This window comes from Synechococcus sp. PCC 6312 (assembly GCF_000316685.1).
GTDB lineage: Bacteria > Cyanobacteriota > Cyanobacteriia > Thermosynechococcales > Thermosynechococcaceae > Pseudocalidococcus.
This window is the reverse complement of sequence record NC_019680.1, coordinates 566,223-589,197: the sequence shown is the minus strand read 5'-3', so window position 1 is coordinate 589,197 and position 22,975 is coordinate 566,223. Positions and strand designations below refer to the sequence as shown.

Here is a 22,975-nt window from a genome sequence, read left to right as displayed (position 1 = left end):
AACGTTTTACTTCAGTGTGTTTTGCCTAACGCTGCTCTCTATCCAGGCCAGAATTTCTTGATTAACAAGTTCCGGTTGCTCATCTTGGGGACAATGACCGGCCTGGGGGAGCATTTTAAGGCTAATTTGGGGGTTGCAGGCGGCAAATTGGCTCGCAAATTGGGGCGGGATCATCCGGTCTTGTTCACCCCAAAGAATCAGGGTCGGGATGTCCAATTGGGCGAGGCTAGGTTTAACCTTGGGGCCAAAGTTAGGACTGGTCATGGACTTAATGATCTGGACAAAGGCTGCTGCGGCTCCCCGATCAAAGGCTGGATTTAAGAGGATTTCAACTAATTCTTGATCCACCGCTGATTTGTCTCCATAGGCAATTCCGGCCCAAGCTTGGATAATTCCCGGTCGCCGCACCCAATAAAAAATTGTTTTTAAGAGCCAAGGAGCCGCCACCAGGCCCTCGACCCAATTCACCACAGGCGCGCACCAGGCCGGGATCATCTCTTGCCGAACAGCCGGATCTGGAACACTGATTAATACCAGGCCCGCCGCAACCTCGGGATAGGTCAACGCCGTAGTCAGGGCAATTAAAGAGCCAATGGAATTTCCCACTAGAATGGCGGGTTTCTGAACAATAGTTTGCCAAAAATCGTGGACTTGGCGGGCCCAAAAATAGGCATCATAGGGGGCCTGGGGTTTTTCTGTTGCCCCAAAACCTACCAAATCCAAGGCATAAACCGGATGGAACTGCCCCAACACAAATAAGTTATGCCGCCAATGACCCAAGGAAGCCCCAAAGCCATGCAGCAAAATAATCGGGATGGGATGGGAGCGAGGGTTTTCCGGTTGCACATAGGTATAACGAGTTTGCCAGCCGCGCCAGGCCAAGTCCCGCTGTTCACCATATTGGCCGGGAAATTTAGGGGTCAAGGAAATTTTAGAAGTCGCCATTGTTCTACGGTAGCAATAGTTTTGGCCTGGGAGTTGAGGGCATCGGTTAAGGGGAGATTGGGACTGACCCAGGCGTAGCCAGAAGGGGGAGAGTTTAGTGGCCAAGGTAAGCGTTCTCCCAGATTTGGAGTATAGAAACTGAGTAATACCCACGTTTGATGTTCCGGCCCCGTCAGTGGTTCCTGGACAAGGAAGTGAATGGGTTCGGTTTGGAGAATGGACGCTATCCGGACTTGGGTGAGTTCCGTCTTCAGGCCTGGGGAATAATTGCCAATCAACCCTAAAAATCCCGCCGTAGTCAGGCCCAGCCAAGAGGTTAATAACCAAGTCCAAACCCAGGCCCGCCGCCAGTTTTTCACAGAAGTTATTCCCAAAACCAACCAGCCCGCCCCAACAATCACCCCCAGAGGAATATAGGCTCGCACCGGATCATCCGCCAGAATCAGCCCCGTTCTCAAACCAATGGCCACCCCCCACAATCCCAGGCCTAAAAGTGCCAAGCCCCCACTGATGCCCCGAATCCACAGCCAACGCCTTTGCCATTGCCGAGAGAGTTCACACAAACCAACCCCCGCCCACAAGGCCAGCCAGGGATAAAGCTGCAAACTGTAGTAGGAAATCCGAGTTGAAAAAAGAGTAAGCAAGCAAAATAAAATCAGCGGATAAAGACCCAGCAACAAGCCCATCGGCGTTTTGAGACCAAAGGGTTGGATCCGCCGTCCATGGAGCCACCACCAGAGCCAGCCCCCCACTGCAAAAAATACCCAGGGAAAACCATTAGCCGGAATATTCCAGAAATAGTAAAAAATATTTCCATCCCCGTGATAAGACTTTTCCCCCAACATCACCAACTTGCCAAACATCTCCTCTAATACCCGCCCCCCATAGACCTGTACCGATTGCAGCAACCAGCCCACAGGCAAAATGAATCCGAGGATCAGGCCCAGATACAGGCCTGGATTTCGGAAAAAATGCTTATGGTTCCAAAAAAAAGGGATCAGGGCAATGACTGGTAGAAAAATCATCACACTCTTGATCAAAAATCCCAGGCCCACACAAGCCCCGGCCACCAGGCCCCACCCCCAAAATAGCCATTGCTGGTCTCGATACCGATCCGCGCAAACCAAGGCCAAAACCAGCAGGACTTCCACAAACACCAAGGGCATATCCTGGGTTGCCATCCGTCCATGGGACAAAAACAAGGGGCAAAGCGGCAGAATTAACGCCCCCAGGCCGGCCACTGTTCTCGGCAACAGCAAGCATCCCAGGCGAAAGGTTAACAAGACTGTGCCAATTCCCAAAACTAGACTCGGTAACCGGGCCACCCCATCACTCACCCCAAAGAGTTTATAAGCCCCGGCAATCAGCCAATGCGCCCCCACCATCCGATCAAAAATCGGTACATCCCACCACCACTGGGTCAACCCATCTCCCTTGAGGATCATCCAGCGGGCCTGCATCGCGTACCAGCCTTCATCGTGGGCCATTAAACTTTGCTCACCGGAACTCGCCAGAAACAAAATTCCACTCCAAACCATCAAAAGCAAGTAAGGGAACAGGGGATGTTTGAACCAACCCGGCCTGGGGGAATCAGTCATATAAGATTACGCCAAAAATCTGAACAATTAAGACTATTAAACCTATTGTCTATCAATGATTTTTCAACTTGTGATTGTCTATTTCTATAGTGATAAGAAGTGATAAGACCAAATGACTAAAGACCCAACAAAAGGCCTCCACAGATTTTTCCCGTTAGTTTGGGAGAGTCACCCAATAAAAAAGTGAACAAGCTCTCAGATTCACGCTACCAGGAGGCAAGATTGGGTTGGCCTTGGGCAGCAGGACAGAACGCCACCTTTGAACATCCCCCCATCTTATGCCGTTAGTCTAAAACCATCATGGTCGAACTTCTGGCGATTTTGTCTGTATCAGCCGCAGGGGGACTCAGGCTAGCTTTACCGCTTTTGGTGATTGGCCTGGTTCAAGGGGAATCCCTATGGTCGAAAGTCCCAATTTTGGCGCGCTTTGACCCGGCCTGGGTGGTGGGAGTCTTAGCAGCCTGGTCAGGTCTGGAGTTGTTTATGCTTACCCATCCCTGGGGACAGCGATTTTTGATGCTTATCCAACTGATCTTTAGTCCAGCAGTCGGGGCAATTTTAGGGATGACCTTAGCTGGTTTAACCGATACCCCAGCCTGGCTCATTGGCGTGATTGGCGGTTTATTAGCCTTATTGTTGCAACTGGTTCAAGTCGGCTGGTTTTTTCGCTTGGGTAAGCTACCCCATTGGTTTATTATTGGACAAGATTTATTGTGTATTTTGCTGGTGCTCTTTGCCGTTCATGCCCCAAAACAAGGAGGACTGATTGCCCTACTCCTACTCTGGTTAGCAATTCGGAGTGCCAAAGACTGGCGACAACAGGCCTATAGGCGGCGGGTACAGAGATAAATTCCTAAAGGGCCGGGGTATAGACCTGCTCCTCAGCTTGATCTCGCCCTAAGAGAAATTCCCGAATAAAGCGAGTTAAGACCCGTTGCACCAGGCCTGTCGCGATCCGTTGTCCCAGTTGTTGGGTTTCCGGCTTAAAGAGAACTCGCGAGACAATGGGGAGGAGTTTTGCCGCATCAAAGCCAGGGGTATCCTGTAAAATTCCCGCAATCCGGCGAATATGCTCCAGGCCCTGTTGATCCGGGGTAACAGCGGGAACGGCGGTAATGGGGCTAGGGGTACGCCAAGGGTTAGGGAACTGATGCCAGGCCTGTTGTCCCCACTGATCCAAACTTTTCACCAGTTCATCGGCTAATTTATTGCGAATAAACTCCCCCCGCTCTGAAAATAAAAACTCAATGGCCTGGTTTAAAGCCATATCAAAATCATAATCCCGACTATCCCGCGCATTTCGCAGCAGATTTTCGAGACGATTCCAACGAAAACTTCCATCTTTGAACAGCAGATTTTTCAGGCTTGTCCGTAATTCTGGGGCCGGGTCTGTGAGCAGGCGTTTTGCAATGTAAGGATAGGCAGCATTCAGTACCTTGAAATTTGTATCCACCCCCATTGCAATGCCTTCCATCGTCAACAAAGAACGGACAATCAGGGCATAATAAGCCGGGACGCGGAACGGATATTCATACATCACCTCAGAGAGTTGATCAAAAATCCGTTGAATATTTAATTCCGCAACACTGGCTCCCAAGGCATTGTTAAAGACAATTCCCAAGGCCGGAATAATGGGGCGCAAATCCGTATCCGGGGTCAAAAAGCCCAAATGCACATAATCCTCAGCCAGGCTCTCAAACTCCCGATTGACAATATGGACGATGGCGTTGATTAACCCATAACGCTGGGCCGGTTCGATTTCACTCATCATCCCAAAGTCGAGATAGGCCAGTTTTCCATTGGGCATTGCTAACAAATTACCGGGGTGGGGATCCGCATGAAAGAAACCATGTTCCAATAATTGCCGCAACGAACACTGGACACCGACATTCACCAAATAGCGTGGGTCAATCCCTTGGGCCTGAATCAAGTTGGGCTGATTGAGTTTTGTCCCGTTCACCCATTCCATCGTCAGGACACGGCGATTGGTGTATTGCCAAAAAATCCGGGGGACAAAAATATCCGGTAGATAGCCATACAGGCGGGCAAACCGTTCCGCATTGCGGCCTTCTTGGGTATAGTCCATCTCCTCAAAGAGGCGGCCAGAAAATTCATCCAAAATTGCGACTAAGTCACTGCGAAGTTTACGAGTTTTTTGGATAAACTCCGCCAGGCCCCGGACAATGTAGATGTCTAAGGTAATCTGCTCTGCCAGGCCAGGGCGTTGGACTTTAACAGCCACCTCTTCCCCAGTTTTTAATCGCCCCCGATAGACCTGTCCCAAGGAAGCCGCCGCAATCGGGTTTGGACTCAGTTCCGCATACAGTTCCTCAGGCCTGGCCCCCAGTTCTTCCTCAATAAATTGGAAAGCAATGTCATTGGAAAAGGCTGGCAGTTGATCCTGTAGTTTGGTCAATTCTTCTAAATAAATGGCCGGAACTAGATCTGGCCGGGTAGAAAGAGCTTGCCCAACCTTGATATAGGCCGGCCCCAGTTTCGTCAGAGTCTCCCGAAGTTGAACAGCCCGCTGGCGTAAATTCTTTTTGGTTTGCCCAGTTACCCCATCCCACCAGCGATTCAAGAAAATACTAATCACCGGAACCAGGATTTGAATCCACCGCCAGAAAACCCGCAGGGGCTGTTGCCGATAGCGAGCATTAATTTCTTCGGGATTATAAACTTCAGCCAAGGGAGTATCGGGTAAACTCACAGCGTCCACCGCAATTTCAGTTGAATCAGCGGGAAAGTCACGAAAAGTTGAGCCGGAATGAGCAGGCGGTAAGGCAGTCTTCATCGCAATTCCCCGCTGAGGCAGTGATGTTAAGTATTGTAACTGAATTAACTAGGTTGGCTGCTGGGCTAGTCCTTAATAATCATCCCCTAAACAAATGCCCATTCCCCGCGCCGTTTTGATCAGAGTGCCATGCAAGTCCACATTCCGATAGGTCTTGATCGCCTCAGCAATGGGGACACTCACCACCTCACGGTTGATCCAGGCCACCATGTGATCGTATTTCTCCTCGGCAATTAAATTTACCGCTGCCACCCCAAACACAGTCCCCAAGAGCCGATCCGCGGGTGAAGGAATTCCCCCCCGTTGAATATGCCCCAAGACCGTCACCCGTGATTCTGCCCCCGTGCGGGCCGCAATTTGCTCAGCAATATATTTCCCAATCCCCCCGTAACGGTCTTCTCCCATCTGGCTAATTTGGGTCACTTGCTCCCCTAACTCAGTCCGAACCGCCTCGGAAACCATGACTAGACAAAACTTCTTACCCTGGGCCTGGCGTTGACGAATTTTCTCCGCGACATTATCCAAGTTGTAAGGAATTTCAGGAATCAAAATAATATCAGCCCCACCCGCAATTCCCGCCGACAACGCAATATGGCCGGCATCGCGCCCCATCACTTCCAAGACCATGACCCGACTGTGACTAGCGGCCGTAAAGTGCAACCGATCTAGGGCCTCAGTGGCAATATTGGTGGCCGTATCAAATCCAATGGAAAGCTCAGTCGCCCCAACATCGTTATCAATTGTTTTGGGAATGGCGACAAGATTTAGGTTTCCCTGGTTTGCAATCCGCCGCAAAATGGCCAAACTGCCATCCCCACCAATCCCCACCAACGCGTCTAACTTTAATTCGTGGTACCCAGCAATAATCTCGGCACTGCGATCCTGAAAGGTCCCACCAGCCATTGGAAACGCAAAGGGATTTCCCTTATTGGTCGTCCCCAGAATTGTTCCCCCTTGGAGGAGTAATTGATCAATCCCCTCAAGATTCAAATGGGTAGATTTGGGGGGGCGGTGCATCAGTCCGTGGGTGGCTTCCTGGATGCCGATGACTTCCCAGCCATAGGTTCCAATAGCATGATGAACAACTGCCCGAATGGCCGCATTTAAGCCAGCACAATCTCCACCACTGGTTAAAATTCCAATCCGTTTCTGAGCAGCCATGGGTAATGAGTCCTTAAAAATGGGATACCTGATTAAAAATTTAAAAGAGAAAACTTGGAAATCCTTTTTAGATTACCCTAAATTCCACAGTAATTTTGTTAAGCTAAATTAAAAATCTCAGCCTAATGATCTGTTATTAAGGATCATGAATATTCATGTTTCAATGATTGAGCTTAAGCCGAGTCATCTAGGATATTTGTGTGGAAATAATCTTAGATATTAAGGATTCCCATGGTTTTAACTGTTTCAATGAACTAACTAAGGCTTGGGAATTGGCGGGAAGTATATTGCTGAAGACACCAATGCTGTGCTGAGGGTGGGCTAATTTTAAGTGAAATTTAACAATGGCTTAGAAAGCACAGGAAACTTTTCTGAAGCAGCCATTAAAGATTTAACGATAGTAACGATAGAAGGACATTCACATGACTCATCAAAACTTTGCTCTCCTAAAAGCATCTGACATTAATACAATGGCTCCCTTGGAATTTCACCATCCCCTTAACCCCAATTCAGAAGTTTACCTCCGGTTTCTCGGACGATCTGTCGGTCTAAAACGTATTGGGGTCACCATTGCGCGTGTCCCGTCAGGTAAAGAGTCTTTTATTTATCATGCGCATCAGAATGAAGAAGAATGGGTTTATATCTTGTCGGGTCGCGGGATTGCCGAAATTGGAGATCAGGAATATGAAGTTGAATCAGGAGACTTTATGGGATTTGGGCTACCTCAAGAACCCCATCATCTTCGTAATCCATTCGATGCAGACCTTGTTTACCTGATAGGTGGAGAAGCAGGGCGCTTAGATATTGGCCTTTTTCCTCGGCTTGGTAAACGAGTGATTCGGGATAGTGAGTCAGCCTATATCGTTGATGAGTCAGCCTTAGAGCTTTTTTGGAGCCGTTCACAATCTCTGGAATAACCTTAAAAATATTTATGACTAGTGCTACATTTTCGGCGATTATTCCAAATACCCTAGAGCCAATTACATCCCTCGTTGAAATGTTCTCAGCAATTCAGGGGGAGGGGATGAATGTGGGGACGCGGCAGTTGTTTATCCGGTTTGCCAGCTGTGATTTACGCTGTACCTATTGCGATAGTGCCCATACATGGCATCCCCAGGCCCAGGGGCGAATTGAACAAACTCCAGGCCAGCGCGATTTTATCACGGTCAAGAATCCCGTCTCTTTAGGGCAAGTATTGGCCTGGGCTGAGCAATTAAATATCACGCATCTCCATGACAGCATTAGCTTGACTGGCGGGGAACCCCTCTTAGCCGTAGATTTCTTGCAGCAGCTTTTACCCAGTCTGAAAGTGCGCACCCAACTCCCCATCTATCTTGAATCAGGCGGACACCACCCCGAGGCCCTCGCGCAACTCCTCCCCCAGTTAGATAGTATCGGCATGGACATTAAGTTACCCAGTGTCGCCGGTGAATCCCATTGGCCAGCCCATCGCGCTTTTCTCCAGGCCTGTCATGCCGCAAACAAAGATGTATTTTGTAAAGTGATTATTTCTGCCCACACGACAACCCAAGACCTAAACCAGGCCAGGGCCTTAGTCGCCGAAATTAACCCCGATATTCCGCTCATCTTGCAACCCATTACCCCCATTGGGACTGGCCGTTTAACCCACCCACCCACCCCAACCCAAGTCCTGGCCTGGCAAGGCTTACTGAAACAACATTTATCTCAAGTTCGAGTCATTCCCCAAACTCATAAGTTTTTGCATCAGCTTTAATCTATCCGTGAATTTCCACATCGGCATAGGAACTATTAGGCCTAGGGATGTCCCAGCCTTCGAGCTTAAGTCCTTTTTTAGGCCTGCCTGTTTGAGAATACGATTCATTCTGTCAACTACCAGGCCATCACCGGGCTTACCCGCTATAGTCACTCGTCCAACCTTGATGGGGTGCTTAAACTAACAATTACTTGCTTTTTGATTTTGTGATTCCAAAATTAGAAATGAACTGTTTCCAATCTTATTTATTGGGTTGCCCAGATGAGACAGAATGAGAAAACAAGACTAGGATAGCTGTGGATAGTCCTGTTGAAATGATTAGGAACATTGCCGCTGTGAAGTTCGGGGTTGGAGATGGCGATATTCGGCCAAATACTGTTCCAAATTGGCAAAGGCTGGTATGTTCAACCGATAGTAAATCCAGCGTCCAGACTGACGGGTTAAAACCAGGCCAGCATTCTTGAGAGTCCGTAAATGGAATGATAGTTTAGACTGGCTGACTTGGAGGCGGGTACAAAGGTCACAAACACATAACTCTTCTTGCTGCAATAGGGTTAAAACATCCAAGCGAATTGGATCGGAAAGGGCATGAAACCCGAGTAAAACCGTTTGATCTGGAGAGGTAATTTGAGCAATCATCCTCAAATCCTAACAAATTCTCCAGGTTGGGGATGCAAACAGGTTCCCTGCATCAGTGATCTAAGGTTTCTACCTTGAAGGGCCGCTCTAGGAGTTGGCTCAGGGCTTGCTGGGGAGTCACCTCATCCCGCAATACGGTAGTTACGGCCTGGGTAATGGGGACATCTAGATCATGGGCCTGGGCATAGTCGCTTAAAACCAAAGCCGTGTTTACTCCTTCGGCTGTCCCGATCACCCGTTCTAAAGCATCTTTGAGGGCGGTTCCCTGAGCTAAATGCCAACCCACTTGATAATTGCGACTTAAGGGACTCGTACAGGTAGCCAATAAATCACCCAGGCCAGATAACCCATAAAAAGTCTGAACATCACCGCCCCAGTGGGTTCCCACCCGGACCATTTCCAACAGCCCCCGCGTAATTAAAGCCGAGCGCGCATTCACCCCCAGGCCCAGACCATCATTGACTCCACAGGCAATCGCCATGACATTTTTTAAAACCCCCCCCAACTCCACCCCCCGCCGATCTGGATTGGTATAAACCCGAAATGTCGGCATGGCAAATAAATTCTGGGCCTGGGCCGCAATCTCTAAATCTCCCCCAATCACCGCGGCGGCCGGTAAACCCTGATTGATTTCAGCGGCTAAGTTAGGGCCAGAGAGAACCACAATCGGGCACTGGGGTAAAAGATCCGCCCAAATTTGAGTTGCGGTGGCCGCTGTTTGAGGTTCCAGTCCCTTCGTCGCGCTAATCAAAACCAGGCCGGGGGGAGGATTTAAGGCTTGGACTTGTTGGGCAATCCCCCGCACCCCTTGAATGGGCAAGGTGGAGATAATAATTTGGGTTGGCTCAAGCTGGCCTGGGGTTAAGGGGCCTTGGTGACGCTGCCAGATGCGGACAGAAAACCCTTGCCGATCCAACAAACTTAAGATGGTCTTGCCCCAAGCCCCCAAGCCCAACAGCAGGATATTGTCTTGGACTGAATGAACCGGCCAATCCGCCGCTACCATAAATCCCTACATGAACAACCCTATGTCCAAGTTAAACCGATTAGGGTGCCGGAGTGATTGCCGGTTGGGTCTGGTTCTGGAGTTGTTGTTGGCGAAGTCGGAACTGGGCCGCTTCCGAGTTAAGGTTTTCCATTTGATCTTGGGCAACTTCGCTATAACTTCGGGCATCTAGGTTCCGAATCTGATTCAGCAAGCTGGGTAAGGAAAGGCTCCCACCCTGACCACCGCCATTGAGTAAGCCGCCAATATCATTGGATTTTTGTCCTTCTTGCCAGCCTTGGAGAGGGTTTTGAGTTGTTGTTTGCTGGGCTAGGGCGGCTGGGGCCAAAGAGAGAGTGGTGAGACTTAGGGCTAGAGAGAGTGTATGGCGAAAGTTCATCGGTTTTCCTCGCGCGCAATAATATTGAAATAAAACTAAACCGAAAATTACCTCTATCCTAGCTTGGTATCTGGCTCCGGATCTAATCTGGGGCAATTTTGATTCCGATCCATGACTAAATCTCTCACTTATGATCAGAAGATAATCGGGGCAACCGGACTAGAGTGAGGCCGATATGAATATTTTGGGGTGGTGGGATAATCTGCTACGGGGCCTGGAAATGGAATTACAGGTGGGTTTAGCCCATGGCCTGGCAGTTCTGAACACCACCATCGAGCAAACCCTATTACCCATGCTTAAAGTTCCTCAGCCAGCCGCGCCTTGGCAACGCCTTTATGTTTACCAGGCCGGTGTGGATACGCCCCAATGTGGACAAACTTGGCCCCTCGATGCGGGTGCTTGGCAACTGAGAGCCTATTGGCCCCAAAGTATTCCCCTCCTAGAACTGCCTGAGCATTATCTCTGGTTAGAAATTCCTTCCATGCGCCAAGGGGATCAATTGCTCCTCTGTCGGGCCTGGGCTAAAGCAGAGTACCAAGGTTTGCCGCCAAAATTGTCTCTTGGTCGTCACCAGGCCTGGGGTTGGACTTGGACACATGGGGTGACGCTACCGGCCGATGGGGAGTGGCATTTGCTGGAGGTTTGCGTGCATTTACCCACCCCGGAAACGGAGCCAGGTTTAATTAAACTCGCCCTAGAATTTATGGCCCCTGGCCAGGCCTGGTTACGGGATTTTGAACTGTTACAGGCCCCCGCTAAACTCCGTCCCCTCAGTGACCTATTTCCCAAGAGCGGGACAAATGCCTAGATTTTTAGTTTTCTCATTTTTTGAATAATGTGGTGATGCCTGATCAGGGTTAACTGGCGGTGGTCTGGGCCATTTTGGCAATCAAAGCTGTCCAAAGTAATTTCGTTACCGGGCCTGGACATTCTGGGAAAGGATAATCATCCACTTGGGCAATGGGCATCAATAGCCGCACTGAAGAACTTAGAAATGCCTCATCGGCGGTGACTAAATCTACCGGAAATAGCTCTCGCTCCTGATGGGGAATGTCTTTTTCGCAAAGAATATCTAATAAAAACTGCCGCGTAATCCCGTGCAGAATTCCCGATTCCTTGGTTGGTGTTTCCACCATTCCTTTGCGAACAATCCATAAATTACTCGTTGTCGCTTCCGTAATCGCGCCCTCTGGGTTAAGCAAAATGGCATCATCGGCCCCGTTGGCCTGGGCTTCTAGGAGGGCCAAAATATTATTCAGGTAATTACCCGTTTTTGCAGCTGGATCTAGGGCCTTAAGCGAAACCCGTTGGCGAGGCGGAACCGTCACCCTCAGACCCGTTGAAGACAATTGGGGTTCCGGGGCAATAGGTTGTAGGGCAATGAGTAATCTGGGTTTAGTTTCTGCTTGGGGCAGTAGGCCAATGCGAGGATCCGCGCCACGGGTGACGACAATCCGAATGTAGTATTCCCCAGGCCCCGCTGCTGCCAAAGTCCGATTAACTTCTTGAATAATATATTCATCCAACCAAGGTAAGCTGAGGTACAAATAAGCCGCCGACTGTTTTAAGCGGGCTAAATGTTCAACCAGGCCAAAAGGTTTCCCTTGAAACGTCCGGACAACCTCATACACACTATCCCCATACAAAAAACCTCGGTCTAAGACTGAAATAGTGGCATTAGTCGAAATTTCACCATCCAGATTGATCAACATACCCATGCAGTTTACGGCTTCTGCTCTAACTCACGTTTCATGCGCTCTAGTGTAGTATGCATTTGGTCAAACATTTGCTGGGGTGTAACGCCAAACTGGTTCAGTTGGGTTTTCAGTTGCTCGACCGTCATTTGGGCCGCAAAGTCTTCCGAGAGTTCAAACCGCTTCATGAAAATCCGAAAACGATCCATCATCTCTTCCATTTTTTCGATGTAGAGTTTTTTCCCTTCCCGATCAAACTTGCCGTAATCCCCACCCAACTGGACTAAACTTTGGTAGTCAACAAATAAGTCTTGGGCTTCCCGTTGGACAATTTCAGAATCAAAGAATCCCATAGGTTTGGTCTCATGACTAACGTATCTTGACTCATCGTACCCTTGATCCCGCCTGGGGCCTGGGGGCAAAACAGAGGGAAAACCGAATCTGAGGAGATGGCCTGGGTGACTTGGAATCTATTTCAGGCGGAGAGTGGAAAGAGGGCAGAGGTGGATAGTTTAATCAGTTTAGCAGCACAAAAATCTATGTCTCTGGGTAACTAATCTGATCTGAACTGTAGTTCTGCGGCTCCATATGAATCATGACCCGGGCTGGGGGAAAAACCTCTTGTAAACGGGCTTCAATAATTTCAGTAATTTCGTGAGCGTCCTCTAGGCTATTGGTCTCGACAATCAGGTGCATTTCAATAAACACTTGCCGCCCCACCAGGCCCCGCGAGGCAATATCATGACAGTTAACAACACCCGGTACGCCCATCACCACCTGATGAATCGCCTCTGGGGCAATGGCCATCTCATCCACAAGCCAAGGAATATTTCCCCGTAACACCCGCCAGCCGCTATAGAAAACTAGGCCGGCCACCGGAAACGCCAAGGCAATATCCAACCATTGCCAGTTAAAGGCCCAAATCCCCACCAAGCCCGTTAAAACCGCAATCGTCACCCAAATATCACTGAGGGTATGGTAAGCATCCGCAAGGAGAATCCGACTCCCTAAACGCAATCCTTCCCGCCGTTCATAGACCGTTACAAAAATGTTCACCCCCAACACAAGGAGGAGTAACCACAATTCGGCCGCAGAGAGCTTCACCTGACTCGATTGCTGGGTGATCCGTTCCACCGCACTTTGGAGAATCTCAAAACAGGCCATGCCCAGAAATGCGGCAATTCCCAACGCGCCCAAGGCTTCAAATTTTTGATGGCCATAGGGGTGATCTCGATCTGGATGGGGGTTAGCCAAACGCATGGTGAACAGACCCAAAACATTACTCGCCCCGTCCGTTAAGCTGTGGAGGGCATCGGCCTGGAGACTGAGGGAGTTGGTAACGATGCCAACCGCGGCTTTCAGCACCATGACAAAAATATTCAGCCACAACGTCAGCCAAAGGACGCGTTGTACCGGCTTGCGATTGTCAACAAGGTTCATGAAGGACTTACCAGCGTGGCCTGAGTAGGGTCAGTTTGATTTTATCTTGATTAGTTCTTGGCCTGGATTAGCCGCTACAACACCCCTGCTAGTTCTGGCGTTTTCTTGGGCCAGCGAGCGACAGCATTACCAATCACGGCTAAATCGGCCATCAACTGGTCAAATTGATCTGGCGTAAGGGATTGGGGGCCATCGGAAAGGGCTTTGGCGGGATTGGGATGGACTTCAATCATCAAGCTATCTGCATCAGCCGCCAGTGCCGCTTTGGCCATCGTGGGTACATAGGCCGCCCAACCCGTCCCATGACTCGGATCAATCATGATAGGTAAATGGGTCAGTTGACGTAGCACGGGGATACAACTTAAATCCAACGTATTGCGGGTATATTGCCGATCAAAGGTACGGATGCCCCGCTCACAAAGAATCACCTGGGAGTTGCCTGCTGCCAAAATATATTCTGCTGCCATTAACCAGTCTTCAATGGTTGCCGCCATCCCCCGTTTTAAGAGGACTGGTTTATCCTGCTGTCCGACTTGTTTAAGCAGGGAAAAATTTTGCATATTCCGCGCCCCCACCTGAATCACATCGGCCACCTGGACAATTTTCTCCAGATCCGCACCATCCATCACTTCTGTAATAATCCCCAGGCCTGTGGCGGCTCGCGCGGCGGCTAAGAGTTCTAAGGCACTTTCCCCATGACCTTGGAAGGCATAAGGCGAGGTTCTGGGTTTATAGGCCCCGCCCCGTAAAAATTTTGCCCCCGCTGCTTTGACCCGTTGGGCCGTGGCAATAATCATCGCTTCATTTTCAACTGAGCAAGGCCCCGCCACCACCACCACTGGATGATGTTCGCCGATATAAATCCGCCCATTGGGGGTTTCAACCACAACTTCACTGGCTTCTCCGTGGCGGTAGTCGCGACTGGCCCGCTTAAAGGGTTGCTCCACCCGTAACACCTGCTCAATCCAGGAATTACTTTCTTGAATTTGCAAGGGATCTAAATCAACCGTATCTCCCACCAGGCCAATGACCACCTTATGTTTACCGACAATCTTCTCCGGTGAAAACCCCCAGGCCACCATTGTTTCGCACACCTGCTCAATTTCTGGGTCGGGAGTCCCGCTTTTCATCACAATAATCATGGGTCAACCTCAAATTCTGGTTGCGATGGTCTGGTTACTTCAAATTGTGCCACCAATCAGGATCGAGCTTGGGTCGTTTGAGATTTAACCATTGCGTTTAGAATCGGATCGGGATGTCCTACCTTGGCTGGGACTGACTGCTACTTATTGCGATTGGGTTAGATGTGCTATGCCGGTCACTCGTCGTCGTTCTACACCTTGGTTACATCGTTGGTCACGGGTTTTAATTGGGATCATTGCTGGCCTGGGCATGATCGTGACTGGATATTTAACGATTCATGCGTTTGGTGATCAATCGGTTGCTTGCCCCACGGCTGACTGTGATCTGGTTCTGAGTAGTCCTTGGGCAAAAGTCTTTGGCTTACCCCTAGCCTTATTCGGCTTCATGGCCTACAGCGGGATGTTTAGCTTCTCTCTGGCTCCCTTTGCGCTCCGTCGTCCTGAGCAAAAAGACACCCGGCAAAAACTTGAAAACATTACCTGGTTCTTCCTCTTTCTTGGGGCCGTGGCCATGACGGTCTTTAGCGGCTACCTAATGTATGTGCTGGCAACCGCAATTAAAGCGGCCTGTTTGTATTGCATTGCCTCGGCAACCTTTAGCTTGGCCTTTTTGGGACTCACCTTGGCCGGGCGTGATTGGCCTGATCGGGGTCAGCTATTTTTCACTGGCTTAATTATGATTGTGATAACCCTGATTGGGACTTTAGGCGTTTATAACTTTCGGGCGGCAGATGTAGCCACAGGGCCGGGGATTCCGGTGGTTAATACCTCAGGCCCGGCAGAAATGAGTTTGGCTAAGCATTTAACCCAGGCCGGGGCGGTGATGTATGGAGCCTATTGGTGTTCCCATTGCCATGATCAAAAAGAATTGTTCGGCAAGACCGCCTTTAAGCAAATTACCTACGTGGAATGTGATCCGGGGGGGCAAAATCCCCAACCTGATCTCTGTCGGGCTAAGGATGTGAAAAGTTATCCGACCTGGGAAATTGCCCAAAAAAACTACAGCGGCACTCGCCCTCTCCCCGAACTGGCGAATTTATCCGGCTACCAAGGGGATATGAACTTTAAGAACTAACTGTGGGTGATTGCACTAGGGTCTAGTGTTGCCCTCGCCCTGGCCTGGTGTCATCCGCTAAAACCTGTTCTATACTAATGTCCAAGGTTTGACTGACCAGGATTATCCTCAATGTCAGAACTGAGTCAATACGCTTAACTCCAAAATTCTAGGACTACCCCAGCCATGAGTATTAACGTTGTCACCCTAGTTGGCCGAGTTGGTGGCGAGCCGGATGTCAAATATTTTGAGTCGGGTTCTGTCAAATGTCGCTTAACCCTGGCTGTGAACCGGATGCGAAAAGACGATCCACCGGATTGGTTTAACCTAGAAATCTGGGGGAAAACAGCGGAAGTTGCGGCTAACTATGTCCACAAAGGTAGCTTAATTGGCGTGACTGGCTCCCTAAAATTTGACCATTGGCAGGATCGGGCGACTGGTGCAAATCGCTCCTCTCCCACAATCAAAGTAGATAAGTTGGATCTGCTAGGGAGTAAACGGGATAACGAGGCTGCGGCTGGTTCTCCACCCTCGGATGAATGGTAGGTTTGAGCCTGAATTAGATTCTTTAAGTGTGAGCTAAGATTACTTCTTCAAGGGCAATCTGATCGGCACGGGGATCGACACGGCTAACCCGTAAATTGAGGGTTTCTCCAAGTCCCACGACCCGATGGAACCGCACGGCTAATTCAACGCCCAAGTCCTCTAGTAGCACCAGGGCAAGCAAATCATCTTCCCGCAGCCACCGCAACATCAAGGCTTGCCACACCTGATCTGAATGCCGCCGGAGAAATTCCAAACACCAGTAGCGCGTTGTTTGCCGCTCCACCAAAATTGTTTCCTGCACTGCCGCAACCACCCCCAATAACAGTTCCCCTAAGTCAGGGGCCGCAAACGGGACATTATCGCCTCTCAGGTGCGCCTTAATCTGCATATGGGCAATGAGATCAGAGTAGCGGCGAATTGGGGAAGTCACTTGGCAATAGGCATTTAAGCCGAGACTGGCATGACGATTCGGGGTTGGACTCATTTCACTCTTGGGCATGCAGCGGCGGATGGCACATTGGCGAACAGGGCCGGGGGGGAGTTGTTGTAATTCTTCTTCAGGAGGCAGTTCGGGCTGGGTTTGAGAGCGAAAGGGTAAGGGAATATTCTGAGCTTCACCAAAGCGAGCGGCGACTTCCCCAGTCAGGATCATCATTTCGGCGACCAATTGACGGGCCACAGAATCCGCTAAGGGGTGAATATCGACTTCATCATCAACGACTTTAATCTCGGGTTCTGGCATATTGATCTGAATCGCCCCTTGTTGTTGTCGCCAGGCCAGGCGTTTCTGCATCCAGGCCCCGATGCCTAACAACTCTGGCTCATTTTGGACAGCCAATTCCAGCATCATGTCCACATCCTCATAGGTGAGGCGATAGGTGGGTTTAATCAAGCTGGGACAAATTTGATAGTCCGCAATACTACCATCTGGCTGCAAAATGATGCCAAAACTCAAGGCGCAACAGGTTTTACCCGCCACTAAGCTCATTGGCCCAGTCGCAAGTTCGGGGGGAAACATGGGAATCATGCCTGTGGGTAAATACACGGTGGTAGCGCGGCGGCGGGCTTCCTGCTCCAGGCCATCGCCTAACAGTAACCAGCGACTCGGATCAGCAATATGAATCCACAGCCGCTCTTGGCCATTAGGGAGGGTTTCTAAACTAATGCCATCATCAATTTCTTGGGTGCTTTCGTCATCAATCGTATAAACCTTGAGATGGGTCAGATCTTGCCGAATGGGGGCATCCAGATCTGGGGGCGGATTACTAATACAGTGTCGGGCCATGTCCACCACCTCCGGCTTAAATGCTGTCGGAATCTGACTCCGATGGAGAGCTAAATTCTCATGGTGCTTCCATAGTGACAAATCTACCAAGAGTTGAAAAGCAGCTAGGGCCGTCGTTGGGCGTTTAAGTTGAGTTAAGAGTTCAGAAGCAGCATTAATTTGGCTCTGAGTGGCCAGGTCTCCCAAGGCGGCAAATCGTTCCAGAGGTTCAAATTTATTCCGCTCTGCTGGCTCCCAACTGATAGTTTCCTGGGCCAGGGCCTGGTTAAGTTTAGCTAAGAATTGGGCCTTGGTCTGTTGACGCTGTCGTTCTTTTTCCAGTTGATGTTTAATTTCGGCAACTTGGCTGGTGGGGCGGGCTTCGTAGAGTTCAGCCTTTTGTTTGAAATAGATCTTGTCTTCAGAAAGTAGATAATGGGCGGCGTAACATTGGAGTGGGGTTTGTCCAGAGAATAAGAGCAGGGCCAGACTTTCAGGACTAACGGCCCGATTTTCTTCTAAGAGAATTTCCCAGGCCACCTCAAGGCTCTCCGGATCCAGGAATGGTTCAACTGCTTTTTGGAATTGGGGAATTTCCTGGGTCTGGTAACGCTCACCCGTGACGGTATAGGTAATTTGCCGGGGATGAAGCGTGTGGGCCTGGTGATTGCTATCAATGACGATCCAGTGCTTTTTCCCTTCGGGTCGCTCAACCACTCCCAGCCGCCGCTGATTATTGACCCGAAATTCAACTAAAGTGCCCTTTTCCACGAGCGAATCCAACTTGGCTGATAGTCCTTTCCTAGCTTAAATGAACTTGTCCCAGGCCAACCCTAATCTTGAAAGGAGCTGTGAGCAGGGACAAAGACTAAATATAGATAGCTGGAAGATAGGCCAGAAACCATCTTGGTTGGCGGACTCTGTGAGCGATATTCGGATGTTACGGATTGAGGAACTTAACGATCCTGGCCCTACTGTTCAATCCCAATAGAGCCATTTGTCCTCAACCTGAGAGAAACCGAAAGACCATCCCCGTGATAGTTAACCTTCAGGGTTCAGGAATGGTAACAAGGCCATGACACGGGCCCGTTTAATCGCAATGGTGAGATGACGTTGTTGTTTAGCGGTTAAACCTGTGACGCGCCGGGGCAGAATTTTGCCACGTTCGGTAATAAACCGCCGCAGTAAATCCACATCTTTATAATCAATGGGTTCACCAGGTTGGAGGGGAGAAACACGCCGCCGAAAGAATGCCATAGGTCAAGTTTGGGTAATAAGGTCAGGTAAAGGTTAAAAAGCTGGAGTAAGTCGGACGAGGAAAAACAACTACTACTTAATTTCTTTATGAATCGTGTGTTTGTTGCAGTGGGGACAGAATTTTTTCAGCTCTAGCCGAGCGGTGGTGTTCCGACGATTTTTCATGGTGGTGTAACGGGATACGCCTGGCGACCGCTTATCGGTATTGGTGCGACATTCTGTGCATTCCAGGGTGATAATGAGCCTGGCTCCTTTTGCCTTTGCCATGGTGACTGCCTAGTGTTTCCCTAAAGTGATAATCAGTGGGCCGGTCTCTAATTATGCCATAAGTATCAGAGTTAAGGAAACCCTTAATTTATCAATTTATCGAGATGGGGATTCAACCCGTTGCCGACTGCGACTGGTCATAGGCATGGCCTGGGGATTCCCCGCTAAGGCCTTCAGGTTTTGACTCCGTACCAGTTCGGCAAACTCCAGAGTTGGACGACCTTCTAACGCAGCCGTTTCGGTTATGGCCTGGAGGAGATAATCAGCAGCCTCATCCTCGGCATAGCCGCGCCGCTGGGCCAAGCGAATCCCTTCTTTATCAGCAGCGATCTCCACGGCCAATCCCCGCGTATTCCGCCAGGCCTGGAGTCCACTAAATGCAGCTAACCCCCCGGAGACAACAATACCTACGGGATCCAGTTGGACAAATTCGACAACGGCTGCCACCCCCCCTGCCACCGCCAGGCCTTGATAGAGATCGAGCTTGATTAGTTGCCCTAAGTTAAACCAGGCCACCGCTCGCAACAGCAGCAAATCTCGGCAAGGGCGCGGTAACTGACTCCAGAGATTAAAGTTAATTTCAATCACCCGATCTGACCAAGGCAAGGCTGGATTGTAGTGAATCACTTGGGATTGGAGCTGGCGGGAGACAATTTTGCAATGCATCCGGCCCGAGGCAGGCATTAAATCCAAGAGGTGGCGAATTTCCGGTTCGGGATTCATGGAGTTGAGGTTATGCTGCATTACCCCCTCAGTGTGCCATACTTATTAGCCGCAACCTAGTCCATGGGGTGTCCCTCATCTGTGCCTTTCAATACCCCGGCACAGTTCGCTCCAGCAGCCGACCAGAATTAAAGACTAGAATTGCGAAAGTGCCTCTCCTCATCCCTTGGCCTGGTTAAGCCATTTCTATGCCCAAAGCTCGTCGTAATTTTTCCGGTGGTGATCGCCCTTCCCGTCCTGCCGCCCCCCGTTTACGGTCATCCCAACCCCGGCCGGGTCATTCAGAGTTTCGAGATCGGCAGCGGGATAATGGGGAATTTAACAACAGAGATCGGCCAAACCGAGCGGATGCTCAACGGGATTTCACGCGCCCCCGCCGGCCGGCCGATGGAGATGCCAGCTATGGTTCCAGACGACCTAGCCCCAGGCCTGGGGGTAACTTTAACCGAGATCGAGGAGATCGAGAGCGTAGTTCTGGTTATGAACCCAGGGAAAAACCTCGGTATCAGGATCGTCACTCTGATGGAGACACTCGGTATTCTAGCGAACGGTATCAAGACCGCCCCCGCCCTGAGCGCAGTTATGGCCGTTCCGAGTCTCAAGACCGTCCAAGTCATCGTCCAGACAATCGACATGAAAGAGGTGATCGGTATGAAGATCGCCCCCGTTACCGACAAGATGGCCCGCGTCCCGCCCACTTTCGGGATCATCCCCCCCGTTCTGCCCCAACCCCACCCCGCCTGAAGCAGGCTTATCCCTCCAGAGAGGATGAGTCTTTCCAGTTAAACGGGGCCTGGGGTCGTGAAAGTGCTGATCTTGAACCTAAGGTTATGGGCTCTGCTACGCCTTCGGGACTCGTACCGGCACTACCCCATGATCTGGCAGCAGATGAAACCCCTGGCAACCCAGCTTTTGGAACCGATGCTGAAACTGATCTTATTTATGGTCGTCATGCGGTGTTAACGGCCTTGGCCGGAGAACGGCGGTTTAACCGGATTTGGATTACAGCCCCACTCCGTCACGATCCCCGCTTTTTAACACTGTTGGAAAAAGCCAAAACTAATGGAGCGGTGATTGATGTTGTCTTGCCCCCTCGTTTGGACTACCTGACGGATCAGGGGCGACATCAAGGGGTCGCAGCACAGGTGGCGGCCTATAGCTATTTGGAATTGGCGGATTTGATTGCCCAGGCCCAGGCCAAGACCCATCAGCCCGTCTTAATTGCCGCCGAGGGTCTGAATGATCCCCAGAATTTAGGGGCGATTATTCGCAGTGCCGAGGCCTTTGGGGCCCAAGGGATGATCATCCCCCAGCGCCGGGCCGTTGGGATTACCCCAGCCGTGGCCAAAGTTGCTGCCGGAGCCTTAGATCATTTTGCTGTAGCTCGGGTTGTGAACATGAATCAAGCCCTAGAAACCCTGAAAGAGGCTGGTTTCTGGCTCTATGGCCTGGCGGTAAATGGGTCTCAGCCCCTTGTGGAAACAAAATTGACCGGCCCCGTAGTCTTAGTCATTGGTGCAGAGGAAAATGGTCTCAGTCTCCAGGCCCAAAAGCATTGTGATCAGTTGGTCTCAATCCCTTTATTGGGTGAGACAGAAAGCCTGAATGCCTCTGTGGCGGCTGGAGTTGCCCTCTATGAAGTGTTTCGCCAACGCCCGAAAACCCGCACGGTGATCGACCTGGGAATACCCCCCACGCCTTGATTTAGCCTGATACCGGAAAGAGATGTTACTTATTACAACAAAATGTTAAGGTATGTAACAATTCGCAATTTGGAACTTCGAGTCCACACATCTGCAGGGGGATCAGTTATACACAATGCAGAGACGTAACGAGTTGGTGGTGGTTTAGGAGGTTGTGCCGGTGAAGGATTATGAAACAGCGCAATCAGGATTCAGTCAGTGGTTGGCGGGACTCGTCAATGATCTGGGCCTGGCCTGGTGGATTGAGATTAAGACAGAATCCCCCCGCTGCACCTATTACTTTGGCCCATTTTTGAGTCCAGCAGAAGCAGAGTCCGAAAAAGTGGGTTACATTGAGGACTTGCAACAAGAAAATGCCATAGGGATTGTCTGTGAGGTCAAGCGCTGTAAGCCCAAGGAACTCACGATTTACGATGAGAGTCCATTCGTGGAGCGTTCTCTCAGTGGTCAACTCCGTTAAACCTGAAGTGGTGGGGTTTTAGAAGCTCAAAATTATCACCTCGCAGTTTTAAGGCAATCCAAGGCGAGCTTTTTCTAACTATGATTTTTAGGATATTTAATCAGTTAACGCCGTCTGTGTAGCCTTACCGAAGAAAACTACCTAAGCAAGAAATACTAACTCTAAAATTTAAGTCATTAAAATTCATCTGGGTTTAGCGCAGTGGCAGCTTTTGTAACGTTTTGCTGAAGTAGTGTTGAAGTTTATTGTCCCTAAACCTGCCCATCTCAAAGATTATGCTTAAAATGAGACTAGGTCTAAAGACTTCGAGGATGTTAGCCCCACAATAGCGGCAACTCTCCAAAATCATGGTTTTGAGGTCTATTAGACAATCCATCCTGTCATCAATACATTTAAATTTAAAGACTTAAATTTTTTGTACATATCCTAATTTCTATTTAATCCTATGCCCCACCCTGCCCCGGATGAGCAACTCGCCAAGTCTCTACTCAAGCAATTGACAACATCCTTTAATCAAGCTCGCGAAGCCTTGGCCGGGCATGACTTTCTGGGTTTAGCTGGATATGCTCGGACGTTACAAGTCTTGGCGAACACTGGGAACCAGACATTGATCGGTGTTCAAGCCCGGTTGTTAGAGCAGGCAGCAGAACGGGGGCAACTTCAGCAGGCCACGAAGAGCCTCGTTAAATTAAAAGACGCAATCATTGCTCTGCGCCAATCTGAGAGTGAACTATCTTCAGTTCCCCGCCATAAGCCAACCCTGCCACCTCGGCTCACAACCCCACCCCAATCTGTGACTCGCCCTTTTATGCCTCGGCCTGGGGATGAAAGTTTTACGAAGCGGCTCGGTAATTATTTAGTTGACGCGGAACTAGTCACGCCGGCCCAAATTGAAGTGGCATTAGCAGATCAACGAGCAACAGGTTCGCGCCTTGGGGATATTTTGGTGGCCCGCGGTTGGCTTAAGCCTGGCACTATTGAATTCATCATGGAAAAAGTTGTAGTGCCCGAGCGGACTTCTCGCCATCCCAAAGCAGGTTCTGACGGTACAGCCGTTAAATCAACAACTTCTCCCAATAACATGAACTTAGATCGAGCCACGTTCATTGATCAAAATCGCTCTACGTTCCTCGATATGGATGAGTTGGGTGGGCGCCGTTAACTGCAG

Annotated in this window: 24 protein-coding genes; 9 read left to right on the top strand and 15 right to left on the bottom strand. The window is 50.0% G+C overall.

Annotated elements, in window-relative coordinates:
* Positions 1 to 6 precede the first annotated feature (6 nt).
* Entirely contained in the window at positions 7 to 945 is a 939-nt protein-coding gene (locus SYN6312_RS02830; RefSeq protein ID WP_015123354.1) for an alpha/beta fold hydrolase, read from the bottom strand.
* Positions 921 to 2,543 carry a glycosyltransferase family 39 protein gene (locus tag SYN6312_RS02825; RefSeq protein ID WP_015123353.1) on the bottom strand — a complete coding sequence of 541 codons (1,623 nt, stop codon included), beginning with the start codon at positions 2,541 to 2,543 and terminating at the stop codon, positions 921 to 923. Before SYN6312_RS02825 ends, SYN6312_RS02830 begins: the two co-directional genes overlap by 25 nt.
* A 300-nt stretch (positions 2,544 to 2,843) precedes the next feature.
* Here SYN6312_RS02825 and SYN6312_RS02820 point away from each other — a divergent pair, with 300 nt between their 5' ends.
* The gene (locus tag SYN6312_RS02820) at positions 2,844 to 3,392 is read left to right on the top strand and encodes a DUF4126 domain-containing protein (RefSeq protein WP_015123352.1); all 549 of its coding nucleotides are present in this window, start codon (positions 2,844 to 2,846) and stop codon (positions 3,390 to 3,392) included.
* A gap of 4 nt (positions 3,393 to 3,396) precedes the next feature.
* Here the strand turns inward: SYN6312_RS02820 and SYN6312_RS02815 are convergent, their stop codons facing one another.
* Together SYN6312_RS02815 and SYN6312_RS02810 are read right to left on the bottom strand one after the other, a co-directional pair.
* Positions 3,397 to 5,337, bottom strand: coding sequence for an AarF/ABC1/UbiB kinase family protein (locus SYN6312_RS02815; protein ID WP_015123351.1), 1,941 nt, complete (start codon positions 5,335 to 5,337; stop codon positions 3,397 to 3,399).
* Positions 5,338 to 5,409: 72 nt separating this feature from the next.
* Positions 5,410 to 6,498: an ATP-dependent 6-phosphofructokinase gene (locus tag SYN6312_RS02810; protein ID WP_015123350.1), complete on the bottom strand. Its 1,089-nt coding sequence runs from the start codon at positions 6,496 to 6,498 to the stop codon at positions 5,410 to 5,412.
* A gap of 422 nt (positions 6,499 to 6,920) precedes the next feature.
* On the opposite strand from SYN6312_RS02810, the gene SYN6312_RS02805 reads away from it, so the two are divergent.
* Both SYN6312_RS02805 and SYN6312_RS02800 read left to right on the top strand, forming a co-directional pair.
* The gene (locus tag SYN6312_RS02805; protein WP_015123349.1) at positions 6,921 to 7,415 is read left to right on the top strand and encodes a cupin domain-containing protein; all 495 of its coding nucleotides are present in this window, start codon (positions 6,921 to 6,923) and stop codon (positions 7,413 to 7,415) included.
* Positions 7,416 to 7,429: 14 nt separating this feature from the next.
* Positions 7,430 to 8,233, top strand: a complete 804-nt coding sequence (locus tag SYN6312_RS02800; RefSeq protein WP_015123348.1) for a 7-carboxy-7-deazaguanine synthase QueE — start codon at positions 7,430 to 7,432, stop codon at positions 8,231 to 8,233.
* Positions 8,234 to 8,551: 318 nt separating this feature from the next.
* Here the strand turns inward: SYN6312_RS02800 and SYN6312_RS02795 are convergent, their stop codons facing one another.
* Genes SYN6312_RS02795 through SYN6312_RS02785 form a run of 3 tightly spaced genes read right to left on the bottom strand, consistent with a single transcriptional unit; the run spans position 8,552 to position 10,257 of the window.
* Positions 8,552 to 8,872 (bottom strand): helix-turn-helix transcriptional regulator, encoded by a 321-nt coding sequence (locus tag SYN6312_RS02795; RefSeq protein ID WP_015123347.1) that lies wholly within the window; start codon positions 8,870 to 8,872, stop codon positions 8,552 to 8,554.
* Positions 8,873 to 8,924: 52 nt separating this feature from the next.
* Positions 8,925 to 9,878: an NAD(P)H-dependent glycerol-3-phosphate dehydrogenase gene (locus SYN6312_RS02790; protein WP_015123346.1), complete on the bottom strand. Its 954-nt coding sequence runs from the start codon at positions 9,876 to 9,878 to the stop codon at positions 8,925 to 8,927.
* 40 nt (positions 9,879 to 9,918) lie between these two features.
* A complete protein-coding gene (locus tag SYN6312_RS02785; RefSeq protein WP_015123345.1) occupies positions 9,919 to 10,257 on the bottom strand; it encodes a hypothetical protein in 339 nt (112 codons plus the stop codon).
* A gap of 175 nt (positions 10,258 to 10,432) precedes the next feature.
* On the opposite strand from SYN6312_RS02785, the gene SYN6312_RS02780 reads away from it, so the two are divergent.
* Entirely contained in the window at positions 10,433 to 11,065 is a 633-nt protein-coding gene (locus SYN6312_RS02780; RefSeq protein ID WP_015123344.1) for a hypothetical protein, read from the top strand.
* A gap of 49 nt (positions 11,066 to 11,114) precedes the next feature.
* On the opposite strand, the gene SYN6312_RS02775 is transcribed toward SYN6312_RS02780, so the two are convergent.
* From SYN6312_RS02775 to aroF, 4 genes are all read right to left on the bottom strand, one after another.
* On the bottom strand, positions 11,115 to 11,975 hold the full coding sequence (locus SYN6312_RS02775; RefSeq protein WP_015123343.1) for an aminotransferase class IV: 861 nt from the start codon (positions 11,973 to 11,975) through the stop codon (positions 11,115 to 11,117).
* Positions 11,976 to 11,980: 5 nt separating this feature from the next.
* Positions 11,981 to 12,304: a DUF1825 family protein gene (locus tag SYN6312_RS02770; RefSeq protein ID WP_015123342.1), complete on the bottom strand. Its 324-nt coding sequence runs from the start codon at positions 12,302 to 12,304 to the stop codon at positions 11,981 to 11,983.
* 184 nt (positions 12,305 to 12,488) lie between these two features.
* Positions 12,489 to 13,391 (bottom strand): cation diffusion facilitator family transporter, encoded by a 903-nt coding sequence (locus SYN6312_RS02765; RefSeq protein WP_015123341.1) that lies wholly within the window; start codon positions 13,389 to 13,391, stop codon positions 12,489 to 12,491.
* 74 nt (positions 13,392 to 13,465) lie between these two features.
* Entirely contained in the window at positions 13,466 to 14,533 is a 1,068-nt protein-coding gene (aroF, locus tag SYN6312_RS02760) for a 3-deoxy-7-phosphoheptulonate synthase (RefSeq protein ID WP_015123340.1), read from the bottom strand.
* 169 nt (positions 14,534 to 14,702) lie between these two features.
* Between aroF and SYN6312_RS02755 the strand changes: the two genes are divergently transcribed.
* Together SYN6312_RS02755 and SYN6312_RS02750 are read left to right on the top strand one after the other, a co-directional pair.
* The gene (locus tag SYN6312_RS02755) at positions 14,703 to 15,608 is read left to right on the top strand and encodes a vitamin K epoxide reductase family protein (RefSeq protein ID WP_015123339.1); all 906 of its coding nucleotides are present in this window, start codon (positions 14,703 to 14,705) and stop codon (positions 15,606 to 15,608) included.
* A 165-nt stretch (positions 15,609 to 15,773) separates the two neighbouring features.
* Positions 15,774 to 16,133 carry a single-stranded DNA-binding protein gene (locus SYN6312_RS02750; RefSeq protein ID WP_015123338.1) on the top strand — a complete coding sequence of 120 codons (360 nt, stop codon included), beginning with the start codon at positions 15,774 to 15,776 and terminating at the stop codon, positions 16,131 to 16,133.
* Between the two features lie 22 nt (positions 16,134 to 16,155).
* Here the strand turns inward: SYN6312_RS02750 and SYN6312_RS02745 are convergent, their stop codons facing one another.
* From SYN6312_RS02745 to SYN6312_RS02735, 4 genes are all read right to left on the bottom strand, one after another.
* A complete protein-coding gene (locus tag SYN6312_RS02745; RefSeq protein WP_015123337.1) occupies positions 16,156 to 18,168 on the bottom strand; it encodes a ribonuclease catalytic domain-containing protein in 2,013 nt (670 codons plus the stop codon).
* A 270-nt stretch (positions 18,169 to 18,438) separates the two neighbouring features.
* Entirely contained in the window at positions 18,439 to 18,654 is a 216-nt protein-coding gene (gene rpsR / locus SYN6312_RS02740; RefSeq protein WP_015123336.1) for a 30S ribosomal protein S18, read from the bottom strand.
* 72 nt (positions 18,655 to 18,726) lie between these two features.
* Positions 18,727 to 18,921, bottom strand: a complete 195-nt coding sequence (gene rpmG, locus SYN6312_RS18670; RefSeq protein ID WP_015123335.1) for a 50S ribosomal protein L33 — start codon at positions 18,919 to 18,921, stop codon at positions 18,727 to 18,729.
* 96 nt (positions 18,922 to 19,017) lie between these two features.
* Positions 19,018 to 19,665, bottom strand: a complete 648-nt coding sequence (locus tag SYN6312_RS02735; RefSeq protein WP_015123334.1) for a DUF3318 domain-containing protein — start codon at positions 19,663 to 19,665, stop codon at positions 19,018 to 19,020.
* Between the two features lie 167 nt (positions 19,666 to 19,832).
* Here SYN6312_RS02735 and rlmB point away from each other — a divergent pair, with 167 nt between their 5' ends.
* The 3 genes from rlmB to SYN6312_RS19655 all read left to right on the top strand — a co-directional run bounded on the left by rlmB (position 19,833) and on the right by SYN6312_RS19655 (position 22,969).
* Positions 19,833 to 21,347 (top strand): 23S rRNA (guanosine(2251)-2'-O)-methyltransferase RlmB, encoded by a 1,515-nt coding sequence (gene rlmB / locus SYN6312_RS20515; protein ID WP_015123333.1) that lies wholly within the window; start codon positions 19,833 to 19,835, stop codon positions 21,345 to 21,347.
* Between the two features lie 160 nt (positions 21,348 to 21,507).
* On the top strand, positions 21,508 to 21,807 hold the full coding sequence (locus SYN6312_RS02720) for a DUF1816 domain-containing protein (RefSeq protein ID WP_015123332.1): 300 nt from the start codon (positions 21,508 to 21,510) through the stop codon (positions 21,805 to 21,807).
* 445 nt (positions 21,808 to 22,252) lie between these two features.
* On the top strand, positions 22,253 to 22,969 hold the full coding sequence (locus tag SYN6312_RS19655; protein ID WP_015123331.1) for a hypothetical protein: 717 nt from the start codon (positions 22,253 to 22,255) through the stop codon (positions 22,967 to 22,969).
* Positions 22,970 to 22,975: the final 6 nt, after the last annotated feature.